Raw genomic sequence first — 12831 nt, forward strand, 5'->3', positions numbered from 1 at the left:
CACCCCACGGCCGGCTGACCCCGTGCGTGCCGATCGCGTCTTCGCGTACGGCGCCGCCGCCGGCCTCCTCGGCGACCTGCTGCTCGGCGATCCCCGCCGGGGGCACCCGGTCGCCGCGTTCGGGCGGGCCGCCGCGGCCGTGGAGCGGACCCTGTGGCGCGACCACCGCGGGTGGGGCGCCCTGCACACCGCCGTCTGCGTGGGCGGCGCCACCGGACTCGCCGTGCTCGCGAGCCGTCGCGTCCGCTCCTCTCCCACCGCCTCGATCGCCCTGACCGCCGCCGCCACCTGGTCCGTCGTCGGGGGAACCTCCCTCGGCCGCGAGGCGCGGGCGATCGGCGGCGCGCTCGCCGCCGGTGACCTCGCCGTGGCCCGGGAGCGGCTGCCGCACCTGTGCGGACGCGACCCGCAGGCGCTGGACGCCGACGGCGTCGCGCGCGCCGTCGTCGAGTCCGTCGCCGAGAACACCTCCGACGCCGTCGTGGGCGCCCTGGTCTGGGGCGCCGTCGCCGGCGTGCCCGGACTCGTCGCCTTCCGCGCGGTCAACACCCTCGACGCCATGGTCGGACACAAGTCCCCCCGGTACCGGCGCTACGGCTGGGCCTCCGCCCGGCTCGACGACCTGGCCGGCTGGCCGGGAGCGCGGCTGACCGCCGTCCTCGCGGCCGTGGCCGGGCCCGACCCGCGCGGCGCCCTGCGTGCCTGGCGCGCCGACGCCCGCCGGCATCCGAGCCCCAACGCCGGTCCCGTGGAGGCCTCGTTCGCGGGCACCCTCGGCGTCCGGCTCGGCGGCACCCTCGCGTACGGCGGACGGGTCGAGCACCGGCCCGTGCTCAACGGCACGGGGCGCGCCGTCGACGTGCACGACATCGAACGGGCCGTACGGCTCTCCCGGCGCGTCGGCTGGCTCGCGCTCGGGGCGAGCGCCACCGCCCGGATCCTGCTCGGCCGGACCGGACGGGCTTCGTCCACCAGGAAGGGACGCACCGCATGAGCGGCGGGCTGCTGATCGCCGGGACCACCTCCGACGCGGGCAAGAGCGTCGTGACCGCCGGGATCTGCCGGTGGCTGGCGCGCCAGGGCGTCAAGGTCGCGCCGTTCAAGGCGCAGAACATGTCCCTGAACTCGTTCGTGACCCGCGAGGGCGCCGAGATCGGGCGGGCGCAGGCCATGCAGGCGCAGGCCGCCCGGGTCGAGCCGACCGCGCTGATGAACCCCGTGCTGCTCAAGCCGGGCGGCGACCGCACCAGCCAGGTCGTCCTGATGGGCAGGCCGGTGGGCGAGATGAGCGCGCGCGGGTTCTTCGGGACGGCCGGGTCCGGGACCGGCGCCCCGGGGGGCGCGTCCCCCGGGGACCGGTTGCGCGGGGGGCGCCAGGAAGCACTCCTCGCGACCGTCCTCGACTGTCTGGCGACGTTGCGGGGCACGTATGACGCGGTGATCTGTGAGGGCGCCGGGAGTCCGGCCGAGATCAATCTGCGGCGCACCGACATCGTGAACATGGGGGTGGCGCGCAACGCCGGGCTTCCCGTGCTCGTCGTCGGCGACATCGACCGGGGCGGGGTGTTCGCCTCGTTCTTCGGGACGGTCGCGCTGCTGTCCCCCGAGGACCAGGCGCTCGTCGCCGGGTTCCTCGTCAACAAGTTCCGCGGTGACGTCAGCCTGCTGGAACCCGGGCTCGACATGCTGCACGGCCTCACCGGGCGGCGCACGTACGGCGTGCTGCCGTTCCGGCACGGTCTGGGCATCGACGAGGAGGACGGACTGCGCGTCTCGCTGCGCGGGGCGGTCCGGGAGTCGGCGGTCTCCGCCCCCGTCGGCGCGGACGTCCTGCGGGTCGCCGTGTGCGCGATCCCGCTGATGTCCAACTTCACCGACGTGGACGCGCTGGCCGCCGAACCGGGTGTCGTCGTGCGGTTCGTGGACCGGGCCGAGGAACTGGCCGACGCGGACCTGGTCGTCGTGCCCGGGACCCGCGGCACGGTCGAGGCGCTCCGGTGGCTGCGCGAGCGCGGCCTCGCGGACGCGATCGCCCGCCGGGCCGCCGAGGGGCGGCCCGTCCTCGGCGTCTGCGGCGGCTACCAGCTCCTCGGCGACCACATCGAGGACGAGGTCGAGTCCCGCGCCGGCCACGTCGACGGTCTCGGACTGCTGCCCGTACGCGTGCGGTTCGCGCGGGAGAAGACCCTGGCGCGGCCGGTGGGCACGGCCCTCGGCGAGCACGTCGAGGGGTACGAGATCCATCACGGCGTCGCCGAGGTGACCGGCGGCGAGACGTTCATGTCCGACGCCGCCGGAGCGGGCCTGGACGGCTGCCGGGTCGGCGCCGTGTGGGGCACGCACTGGCACGGATCACTGGAGTCGGACGGTTTCCGGCGGGCCTTCCTGCGCGAGGTGGCCGCCGCCGCGGGCCGCCGCTTCGTGCCGGCCCCCGACACGTCGTTCGCGGCGCTGCGCGAGGAGCAGCTGGACCGGCTCGGCGACCTGATCGAGGAACACGCGGACACGGACGCGCTGTGGCGGCTCATCGAGTCCGGCGCGCCGCAAGGACTGCCCTTCATTCCACCGGGAGCACCCGCATGAGCACTGTGTTGTTGTTGTCGACCGCCGACACGGACCTGCTGGCGGCCCGCGCCAGCGGCGCCGCCTACCGGATCGGCAACCCGACCCGGGTGGACGTCACCGGCGAACTCCCCGCGCTCGTCGAGGGCGCTGACCTGGCCGTCGTGCGGCTGCTGGGCGGCAAGCGGGCCTGGGAGGAGGGGCTGGCCTTCCTGAAGGCGTCCGGGATCCCGACCGTGCTGCTGGGCGGCGAGTCCGTCCCGGACGCCGAGCTGATGGCCGAGTCGTCGGTGCCCGCCGGTGTGGTCGCCGAGGCGCTGCGCTATCTCGTCGAGGGCGGTCCGGCCAACCTCGGGGAGCTGGCCCGGTTCCTCTCCGACACCGTGCTGCTGACGGGTGAGGGTTTCGAGGAGCCGCACCGGACGGCGGAGTTCGGCGTGCACGGCGAGCGTGCCCTCACCGAGGGCCGGCCGACGGTCGGCGTCCTGTTCTACCGGGCCCACGAACTGTCCGGGAACACCGCGTTCGTGGACACCCTGTGCGACGCGATCGAGGCCCGCGGCGCCAACGCCCTTCCCGTGTACTGCGGTTCGCTGCGCGGAGCCGACCCTGGCCTGTACGAGATCCTCGGCCGGGCCGACGCGCTCGTGGCCACGGTCCTCGCCGCGGGCGGCACCCACGCCTCCGAGGCGTCCGCGGGCGGCGACGAGGAGGCCTGGGACATCGGGGCGCTCGCCGACCTCGACGTCCCGGTGCTCCAGGGGCTGTGCCTGACCTCGTCGAGGGCCGCCTGGGAGGCCTCGGACGCCGCCCTGTCCCCGATGGACGCGGCGATGCAGGTGGCCATCCCGGAGTTCGACGGCCGGCTGATCACCGTGCCGTTCTCGTTCAAGGAACAGGGCCCGGACGACGTCCCGGTGTACGTCGCCGACCCCGAGCGGGCCGCCCGGGTCGCCGGGATCGCCCTGCGGCACGCCCGGCTGAAGCACAAGCCGAACGCGGAGAAAAAGCTCGGGATCGTCTTCACCGCCTACCCGACCAAGCACTCGCGGGTCGGCAACGCCGTCGGTCTCGACACCCCCGCCTCCGCCGTGCGGGTCCTCGACGCGCTCCGCGACGCGGGCTACGCCCTCACCGACTACCCGGACAACGGCGACGAGCTGATCCACCGGCTGATCGCCGCCGGCGGCCACGACGTGGAGTGGCTGACCGAGGAGCAGCTCGCCGCCGCCCCGGCGCGCGTGCCGCTCGCCGACTACCGGGCCTGGTTCGACACCCTCGACCCCGCGCTGCGCGAGGCCATGCTGGAGGCGTGGGGCGAGCCGCCGGGCTCCCTCTACGTCGACGGCGACGACATCGTCCTGGCCTGCCTGGAGTTCGGGAACGTCGTCGTGATGATCCAGCCGCCGCGCGGCTTCGGCGAGAACCCGATCGCGATCTACCACGACCCCGACATGCCGCCGTCGCACCACTACATGGCCGCCTACCGCTGGCTCGAGAACAGTTTCGGCGCGGACGCCGTCGTGCACATGGGCAAGCACGGCACGATGGAATGGCTGCCGGGCAAGGGGCTCGGGCTCAGCGGTGGCTGCGCGCCCGACGCCGTCCTCGGCGAACTCCCCCTGGTCTACCCGTTCATCGTCAACGACCCCGGCGAGGGCACGCAGGCCAAGCGGCGCGGGCACGCCACCGTCGTCGACCACCTCGTCCCGCCGATGGCCCGCGCCGACACCTACGGCGACCTCGCCAAGCTGGAGCAGCTCCTCGACGAGTACGCCCTGGTCTCCGACCTGGACCCGGCCAAGGCCCCGGCCGTGCGCGCGCAGATCTGGACGCTGGTCAAGGCGGCCGAACTCCACCACGACCTGCACGTCGACGAGCAGCCCGACGACGGCGACTTCGACGAGTTCGTGATGCACATCGACGGCTACCTCTGCGAGATCAAGGACGTGCAGATCCGCGACGGGCTGCACATCCTCGGCGGCGGCCCGGAGGCCGAACCGCGGGTGAACCTCGTGCTCGCCGTGCTGCGCGCCTCGCAGGTGTGGGGCGGCACGGCGAACGCGCTGCCCGGTCTGCGCGCCGCGCTCGCCGAGCACTTCGGCCTGGTGGAGAAGGAGTTGCTGGCCGAGCCGGGCGCTCCGGTGAAGGCGCCCGTCGAGCTGACCGACCTCGTGGAGGGTCCGGCCCGTACGGCGGCCGACGCGATCGACCTGCTGGAGCAGCTGTGCCGGCGGGCGGCCCTCGGCATGGAGGAGCGGGGCTGGGACGCGGCAGCCGTGCCGGGGCTCGTGCGGGACCTCCTCGGCACCGAACTCCCCGACGCCGTCGCGGTGCTGGAGTTCGCCTGCCGCGAGGTGGTCCCGCGGCTGGCGCGGACGACGGACGAGATCGGGCACATCCTCAAGGCCCTGGACGGCGGTTACGTCCCGGCGGGCCCGTCGGGCTCGCCGACCCGCGGTCTCGTCAACGTCCTGCCGACCGGCCGCAACTTCTACTCCGTCGACCCCAAGGCCATTCCCTCCCGGCTCAGTTGGGAGGTCGGCCAGTCCCTCGCCGACTCGCTCGTGCAGCGCTACCTCCAGGACACCGGCGCCTACCCGACGTCCGTCGGACTGACGGTGTGGGGCACGTCCGCCATGCGCACCCAGGGCGACGACATCGCGGAGATCCTCGCGCTGCTCGGCTGCCGTCCGGTGTGGGACGACGCCTCGCGCCGGGTCACCGGCTTCGAGATCGTGCCCCTGGAGGAACTGGGCCGCCCGCGCATCGACGTCACGGTCCGCATCTCGGGCTTCTTCCGGGACGCGTTCCCGCACGTGGTCGGGCTGATCGACGACGCCGTACGGGCGGTCGCCGAGCTGGACGAGCCGGCGGACCGCAACTTCGTCCGCGCGCACGCCGACGAGGACACCGCCGAGCACGGCGACCGGCGGCGCGCCACCTCGCGCATCTTCGGCTCCAAGCCGGGCGCGTACGGCGCCGGTCTGCTGCCGCTGATCGACGCCCGGAACTGGAGGAGCGACGCGGACCTCGCCGAGGTGTACGCCGTCTGGGGCGGCTACGCCTACGGGCGCGGGCTCGACGGGCGGGCGGCTCGCGGGGACATGGAGACGGCGTTCAAGCGGATCGCGGTGGCGGCGAAGAACGTCGACACCCGCGAGCACGACCTCGTCGACGCCGACGACTACTTCCAGTACCACGGCGGCATGGTCGCGATGGTGCGGCACCTGACCGGGGCCTCCCCGGAGGCGTACGTCGGCGACTCCGCCGTGCCGGACCAGGTGAAGACCCGCACGCTGGGCGAGGAGACCCACCGGGTCTTCCGGGCCCGGGTGGTCAACCCGCGCTGGATGGCGGCGATGCGCCGGCACGGCTACAAGGGCGCCTTCGAGATGGCGGCGACCGTGGACTACCTGTTCGGCTACGACGCCACGGCCGGGGTCGTGGACGACTGGATGTACGAGAAGCTCAGCGCGGAGTACGTCTTCGACGCGGAGAACCGGGACTTCATGAAGAAGTCCAACCCGTGGGCGCTGCGCGGGATCACCGAACGGCTCCTGGAGGCCGCCGACCGGGGCCTGTGGGCCGAGCCGGACGCGGACACCCTGGAGCGGCTGCGCGCCACCTATCTGGAGCTCGAAGGCGACTTGGAGGGCGACGACCAGTGAGCACCCCGTTCCCGTTCACGGCCGTCGTCGGCCAGGACGACCTGCGGCTCGCGCTGCTGCTGAACGCCGTCAGTCCGGCGGTCGGCGGAGTTCTCGTGCGCGGCGAGAAGGGCACCGCCAAGAGCACCGCCGTGCGCGCCCTCTCGGCGCTGCTTCCCGAGGTCGACGTCGTCTCCGGGTGCCGTTTCTCCTGCGACCCCGGTTCCCCCGACCCCGCCTGCCCGGACGGGCCGCATGAGGCGGACACCGGTGCACGACGCCCGGCCCGCATGGTCGAGCTGCCCGTCGGCGCCTCCGAGGACCGGCTGGTGGGCGCCCTGGACATCGAGCGGGCACTCGCGGAGGGCGTGAAGGCCTTCGAGCCCGGCCTGCTGGCCGACGCGCACCGCGGGATCCTGTACGTCGACGAGGTCAACCTCCTCCACGACCACCTGGTCGACCTGCTGCTGGACGCGGCCGCGATGGGTGCCTCGTACGTCGAGCGCGAGGGCGTCTCCGTACGGCACGCGGCGCGGTTCCTGCTCGTCGGGACCATGAACCCGGAGGAGGGTGAACTCAGGCCCCAGCTGCTCGACCGGTTCGGGCTGACCGTCGAGGTCGCCGCCTCGCGCGAGCCCGACCAGCGGGTGGAGGTCGTACGCCGACGGCTCGCCTACGACGACGACCCGGCCGGCTTCGCCGCGCGCTGGGCCGACGAGGAGGCCGCCGTACGGGCGCGGATCGTGGCGGCCCGCGCGCTGCTGCCCTCCGTGCGGCTCGGCGACGGGGCGCTGCGGCAGATCGCGGCGACCTGTGCCGCCTTCGAGGTCGACGGCATGCGCGCCGACATCGTGATGGCGCGGACCGCGACCGCGCTCGCCGCGTGGGCGGGACGCACCGACGTGCTCGCCGAGGACGTACGGCAGGCGGCGCTGCTGGCGCTGCCGCACCGGCGCCGCCGGAATCCGTTCGACGCGCCGGGTCTCGACGAGGACAAGCTCGACGAGACGCTGGAGGAGTTCGGGGGCACCGACGGTGGGACGGACGACGACCCGGACCCCGACCCCGGTCCGGACGGACCCGGCGGTGGCGGCCGGCCGCCGCAGGACGGTCCGGACGAGGGTTCCCCGACCGGTGACGTGCCCGCGCAGGGCGAACCCTCGGAGAGCGGGAAGGCGCCGGCCGGACAGGGTGGCGAGCAGTCGCCCGCACGGGCGGCCGAGCCCTTCCGTACGAAGGTGCTGAGCGTGCCCGGGATCGGCCAGGGTGCCGCCGGGCGGCGTTCGCGGGCGCGGACCGAGCACGGGCGGACGACGGGGGCCCGGCGGCCGCAGGGGAAGCTGTCCAAGCTGCACCTGGCGGCCACCGTCCACGCGGCGGCACCTCATCAGCGGGCGCGGGGCCGCTCCGGGCCGGGGCTGGTGGTGCGCCGGGACGATCTGCGGCAGGCGACGCGGGAGGGCCGTGAGGGCAACCTCGTGCTGTTCGTGGTCGACGCCTCCGGGTCCATGGCGGCCAGGCAGCGCATGAGTGCCGTGAAGGGCGCCGTGCTGTCGCTGCTGCTCGACGCCTACCAGCGCCGGGACAAGGTGGGTCTGGTGACCTTCCGGGGCTCGGCGGCCGAGGTCGCCCTGCCGCCGACCTCGTCCGTGGACGCGGCCGCCGCCCGGCTGGAGTCGCTGCCGACGGGTGGCCGTACGCCGTTGGCGGCCGGGCTGCTCAAGGCTCACGACGTACTGCGGGTGGAGCGGCTGCGGGATCCCTCGCGGCGGGCGCTGGTCGTGGTGGTGACCGACGGGCGGGCCACCGGTGGTCCGGAACCGGTGGCGCTCGCCGGGCGTGCGGCGCGGCTGTTCGCGGCCGAGGGCGTGGCCTCGGTGGTCGTGGACTGCGAGTCGGGGCCGGTGCGGCTGGGGCTCGCGGGACAGCTCGCGGGTGAGCTGGGGGGTACGGCGGTGACGCTCGACGAGCTGCGGGCGGACTCGATCGCCGGTCTCGTCCGGGACGTGCAGGGTGTGCAGGGGACTTCGAGGAGGGCCGCGTAGTGCCGCAGGGACAGCCGAGTGTCGTACCGGACGACGGTCTGACGACCCGCCAGCGCCGTAACCGGCCGCTGGTCGTCGTGCACACGGGGATCGGCAAGGGCAAGTCCACCGCCGCGTTCGGGCTCGCGCTGCGCGCCTGGAACCAGGGGTGGCCCATCGGGGTGTTCCAGTTCGTCAAGTCGGCGAAGTGGAAGGTCGGCGAGGAGAACGCGCTGCGGGTGCTCGGCGCCTCCGGCGAGGGCGGGTCCGTCGACTGGCACAAGATGGGCGAGGGCTGGTCCTGGGTCCAGCGCGACGCGCAGATGGACAACGAGGAGAAGGCCCGCGAGGGCTGGGAGCAGGTCAAGCGCGACCTCGCCGCCGAGACGTACCGGCTGTACGTGCTCGACGAGTTCGCGTACCCGATGCACTGGGGCTGGATCGACACCGACGAGGTCGTCGCGGTGCTGCGGGACCGGCCGGGCACCCAGCACGTCGTGATCACCGGGCGCAACGCCCCGGAGAAACTGGTGGACCTCGCCGACCTGGTGACCGACATGTCCAAGGTCAAGCATCCGATGGACGCCGGCCAGAAGGGCCAGAGGGGCATCGAGTGGTGACGTCCTCGTCCGTGCCCCGGCTGGTCGTCGCCGCGCCCTCCTCGGGCAGCGGCAAGACCACCGTCGCCACGGGGCTGATGGCGGCCTTCGCCGGGCGGGGGCTCGCCGTGTCCCCGCACAAGGTGGGGCCCGACTACATCGACCCCGGGTACCACGCGCTCGCCACCGGGCGCACGGGACGCAACCTCGACGCGTACCTGTGCGGGCCGGAGCTGATCGGTCCGCTGTTCGCGCACGGGGCGCGCGGCTGCGACCTCGCGGTCGTCGAGGGCGTGATGGGGCTGTACGACGGGGCCGCGGGCGAGGGGGAGCTCGCGTCCACGGCGCAGGTGGCGAAGCTGCTGCGGGCGCCGGTGGTGCTGGTCGTCGACGCGTCCTCGCAGTCGCGGTCCGTGGCCGCGCTGGTGCACGGGTTCGCCTCCTGGGACCCCGAGGTGCGGATCGGGGGCGTGATCCTGAACAAGGTCGCCTCGGACCGGCACGAGGCGCTGCTGCGCGACGCGCTGGACTCCTCGGGGGTGCCGGTGCTCGGTGTGCTGCGGCGGGCGCCGCAGGTGGACACGCCGTCGCGGCACCTCGGTCTGGTACCGGTCGCCGAGCGGCGGACGGAGGCGGTGGCCGCGGTCGCCGCCATGGCCGCGCAGGTCTCCGCCGGATGCGACCTGGACGCGCTGACCGCGCTGGCGCGCGGTGCCGGTGCCTTGTCGGGCGCGGCCTGGGACGCGGCCGAGGCCGTCGAGTCGGCCACCCGCGACCACCCGGCTCGCCCGGCCGAAAGGCAGGGGCCACGGGTGGCTGTCGCGGGCGGAGAGGCGATCACCGGCCCCTCGACCCGCCCGCCCGGCCGGCCGGCGCCCGTGGTGGCCGTCGCCGGCGGGGAGGCGTTCACCTTCTCCTACGCCGAGCACGCCGAGCTGCTCACCGCCGCGGGGGCCGAGGTCGTCACCTTCGATCCGCTCCGTGACGAGCGACTGCCGGACGGGACCCGGGGCCTGGTCGTGGGCGGCGGCTTCCCCGAGGTGTACGCGGCCGAGCTGTCCGCGAACGAACCGCTGCGCAAGGCGGTCGCGGCCCTCGCGGAGTCGGGCGCCCCCGTGGCCGCCGAGTGCGCCGGGCTGCTCTACCTGTGCCGGGAGCTGGACGGGCGGCCGATGTGCGGGGTGCTCGACGCGAGGGCCCGGATGGACGAGCGGCTGACCCTCGGCTACCGGGACGCCGTGGCCCTCGGCGACAGCGTGCTCGCCGCGGCCGGCACCCGGATGCGCGGGCACGAGTTCCACCGGACGGTCGTGGAGCCGGGCGCCGGGCCGTCCCCGGCCTGGGGGATGCGCGCCCCCGAACGGCGCGTCGAAGGTTTCGTGCAGCAGGGCGTGCACGCGAGTTATCTGCACACGCACTGGGCGTCCGAGCCCGGTGCGGTCCGTCGGTTCGTCGAGAGGTGCCTGACGTCATGAGCAGCAAGCTGATCGGGGTCGGGGTCGGCCCCGGCGACCCGGAGCTGGTGACCGTCAAGGGCGTCAACGCCCTGCGCGCCGCGGACGTCGTCGTCGTCCCCGTGATGGACACCGGCGAACGCGGGCGGGCCGAGGCGACCGTGCTGCACTACGTGCCCGAGCAGAAGGTCGTCCGGGTGGTGTTCGCGCTCAACGAGCGCAGCGACCGGGGGCGGCGCGAGGCCGCCTGGGACGCCGCCGGGGAGCGGGTCGCGGGTCTGCTCGGCCGGCACGGCACGGTCGCCTTCGCCACGATCGGCGACCCCAACGTGTACTCGACGTTCACGTATCTCGCCCACACGATCGGGGAGCTGGTTCCCGGCACGGTCGTGGAGACCGTACCGGGCATCACCGCCATGCAGGACCTCGCGGCGCGGTCGGGTGCCGTCCTCACCGAGGGGACCGAGCCGCTCACGCTCGTCCCGGTGACCGCGGGGGCGGCCGTGCTCAAGGACGCGCTGAACGGGCCCGGCACGGTGGTCGCGTACAAGTTCGGACGGCAGGCCGCCGAGGTGGCCGAGGCGCTGCGGGACAGCGGGCGGCTCGACGACGCGGTCTGGGGGTCGGCGCTCGGCCTGGAGGACGAGTCGATCCGCCCGGCGGCCGAGCTCGGCGGGGAGCCGCTCCCGTACCTCTCGACGCTCATCGCGCCCGCGCGCCGCGACGGGACCCGCGGCGGAAAGCTGTGACCCCCACCCGTCCGGCACGCCCGGCGGGCCGCACGGGCTCAGCCCGCGAGGCCCACCACCAGCCAGATGAAGGCCACCCCCGCGACCGTGAAGAGCAGGGTCGAGCGGGCCGGGTGGTCGTGGTGCGCCTCCGGGAGGATCTCGGCGGCGGCGAGGTAGAGCAGCACGCCGCCGAAGAGACCGAGGTACCCGCCGAGCAGGCGCTCGGGGATGGTGAAGAAGAGCGTCGAGGCGGCGCCGATCATGGGGGCCGCCGCGTCCGCGTACAGCATGAGCAGGGCCTTGCGGCGGGCGTTCCCGTACAGGCTCGTGATCGTGTACGTGTTGAAGCCGTCCGCGAAGTCGTGGGCGATGACCGCGAGGGCGACGGCCAGCGCCATGCCCCCGCCGACCTGGAAGGCGGCGCCGATCGCGACGCCGTCCATCGCGCTGTGGCCGACCATCGCGGCGGCCGCCGTCAGGCCCACCTCGGGCGCCCGTCCGTCGTTCTCCCCGCCCCCGTGCGCGGCCTGGCGGTGGGCGAGGAGCCGTTCGACCAGATGGGCCAGCAGGAAGCCGCCCACGAACAGCAGCAGCGCGGCCGGGACCCCGAACACCTCGGTGCCCGCCGCGTCCAGCGCCTCCGGCAGCAGGTCCAGGCCGACCACGCCCAGCATCAGGCCGCCGGCCAGGCCGAGCACCAGATGGCGGCGGTCGGTCACCCGCTGCGCCGTCCAGCCGCCGGCCAGCGTCATCAGGAACGCGCCGAGCGCGACGAGGACCGCCATGGACCCTTGCTATCCGATCAACCCCCGTGTCCGCACCTCAGGCGACGGCCCCGGACCCACTGACCCCCTCGCAGCACCCCGATCTTCCGTAGGAGAGGACCCATTCCCATGGCCGAAGCCCCCACCGGCAAGGTGACCTTCGTCGGTGCCGGCCCCGGCGCCGCCGACCTGCTGACGTTCCGCGCCGCGCGCGCCATCGCCGAGGCCGATGTCGTGATCTGGGCGGCGAGCCTGGTGCAGGCCGAGGTCCTCGATCACGCGCGCGAGGGCGCCGAGATCCTCGACTCGGCGACGATGTCGCTGGAGGACGTCGTCGCCGTCTACGAGCGGGCCCGCGCCGAGGGCCTGCGGGTGGCGCGGATCCACTCCGGCGACCCGGCCCTGTGGGGCGGGACGCAGGAGCAGGTCGACCGGTGCGCCGGGATCGGCATCGAGACCGAGATCGTGCCGGGCGTCTCGTCCTTCTCCGCGGTGGCCGCGATCGCGCAGCGCGAGCTGACGATCCCCGAGGTCGCCCAGTCCGTGATCCTGACCCGGCTCGGCGGCGGCAAGACGCCGATGCCGCCCGGGGAGGACGTCCGCGAGTTCGCGAAGCACGGCACGACGATGGCGCTGTTCCTGTCGGCGGCGCGCAGCGGGCAGCTGGTGCGGGAGCTGCTGGAGGGCGGCTATCCGACGACCACGCCGGTCGTCGTGGCCTACCAGGCGACCTGGCCGGAGGAGCTGATCGTGAAGTGCACGGTGGGCACGCTGGAGGAGACCGTCAAGGAGCACAAGCTCTGGAAGCACACGCTCTTCCTGGTCGGCCCCGCCCTCGACGCGAGCGGCACCCGCTCGCACCTCTACCACCCGGGTCATTTCCACGGCTTCCGCAAGGCCGACCCGCAGGCGCGCGCCGAGCTGCGGGCCGCGCGCCGGGCCGGTGCGGGCGGTACCCAGGACCCGGCGTCGTGAGCGTGGACGTCACCGGAGCGGAGGTCCGGCCGGCCGGCGGGCGGGACGCGTCCGCCCCTCCGGCGGGCCGGC

9 protein-coding genes are annotated in these 12831 nt (G+C 74.5%); 8 read left to right on the forward strand and 1 reads right to left on the reverse strand.

The genetic code is table 11. The annotated features are described in order from the left end of the window. Positions 1–22: 22 nt before the first annotated feature. Genes CW362_RS11800 through cobI form a run of 7 tightly spaced genes read left to right on the forward strand, consistent with a single transcriptional unit; the run spans position 23 to position 11038 of the window. Complete coding sequence (locus tag CW362_RS11800; RefSeq protein ID WP_103549353.1) at positions 23–994, forward strand: cobalamin biosynthesis protein; 972 nt, start codon at positions 23–25, stop codon at positions 992–994. Then, positions 991–2583: a cobyric acid synthase gene (locus tag CW362_RS11805; RefSeq protein ID WP_103549354.1), complete on the forward strand. Its 1593-nt coding sequence runs from the start codon at positions 991–993 to the stop codon at positions 2581–2583. Before CW362_RS11800 ends, CW362_RS11805 begins: the two co-directional genes overlap by 4 nt. After that, a complete protein-coding gene (gene cobN / locus CW362_RS11810; RefSeq protein ID WP_103549355.1) occupies positions 2580–6233 on the forward strand; it encodes a cobaltochelatase subunit CobN in 3654 nt (1217 codons plus the stop codon). The genes CW362_RS11805 and cobN overlap by 4 nt, the downstream gene beginning before the upstream one ends. Then, a complete protein-coding gene (locus CW362_RS11815; RefSeq protein ID WP_103549356.1) occupies positions 6230–8257 on the forward strand; it encodes a putative cobaltochelatase in 2028 nt (675 codons plus the stop codon). Before cobN ends, CW362_RS11815 begins: the two co-directional genes overlap by 4 nt. Beyond that, positions 8257–8856: a cob(I)yrinic acid a,c-diamide adenosyltransferase gene (cobO, locus tag CW362_RS11820; RefSeq protein WP_103549357.1), complete on the forward strand. Its 600-nt coding sequence runs from the start codon at positions 8257–8259 to the stop codon at positions 8854–8856. Before CW362_RS11815 ends, cobO begins: the two co-directional genes overlap by 1 nt. After that, positions 8850–10310, forward strand: a complete 1461-nt coding sequence (locus CW362_RS11825; protein WP_103549358.1) for a cobyrinic acid a,c-diamide synthase CobB — start codon at positions 8850–8852, stop codon at positions 10308–10310. The genes cobO and CW362_RS11825 overlap by 7 nt, the downstream gene beginning before the upstream one ends. Further along, a complete protein-coding gene (gene cobI / locus CW362_RS11830) occupies positions 10307–11038 on the forward strand; it encodes a precorrin-2 C(20)-methyltransferase (protein WP_103549359.1) in 732 nt (243 codons plus the stop codon). Before CW362_RS11825 ends, cobI begins: the two co-directional genes overlap by 4 nt. 38 nt (positions 11039–11076) lie before the next feature. On the opposite strand, the gene CW362_RS11835 is transcribed toward cobI, so the two are convergent. Further along, positions 11077–11805, reverse strand: coding sequence for a ZIP family metal transporter (locus CW362_RS11835; protein WP_103549360.1), 729 nt, complete (start codon positions 11803–11805; stop codon positions 11077–11079). 108 nt (positions 11806–11913) lie between these two features. Between CW362_RS11835 and cobM the strand changes: the two genes are divergently transcribed. Next, complete coding sequence (gene cobM, locus CW362_RS11840; RefSeq protein ID WP_103549361.1) at positions 11914–12759, forward strand: precorrin-4 C(11)-methyltransferase; 846 nt, start codon at positions 11914–11916, stop codon at positions 12757–12759. Positions 12760–12831 lie beyond the last annotated feature (72 nt).

The sequence above is a fragment of the Streptomyces populi genome (assembly GCF_002911015.1).
Lineage (GTDB): Bacteria > Actinomycetota > Actinomycetes > Streptomycetales > Streptomycetaceae > Streptomyces > Streptomyces populi.

What these genes read in the sequence shown, in the direction of transcription:
- cobI (WP_103549359.1), top strand. Translation starts at nt 10,307, where the DNA reads ATGAGCAGCAAGCTGATCGGGGTCGGGGTCGGCCCCGGCGACCCGGAG.
- cobM (WP_103549361.1), top strand. Translation starts at nt 11,914, where the DNA reads ATGGCCGAAGCCCCCACCGGCAAGGTGACCTTCGTCGGTGCCGGCCCC.
- CW362_RS11835 (WP_103549360.1), bottom strand. Translation starts at nt 11,805, where the DNA reads ATGGCGGTCCTCGTCGCGCTCGGCGCGTTCCTGATGACGCTGGCCGGC.
- cobN (WP_103549355.1), top strand. Translation starts at nt 2,580, where the DNA reads ATGAGCACTGTGTTGTTGTTGTCGACCGCCGACACGGACCTGCTGGCG.
- CW362_RS11805 (WP_103549354.1), top strand. Translation starts at nt 991, where the DNA reads ATGAGCGGCGGGCTGCTGATCGCCGGGACCACCTCCGACGCGGGCAAG.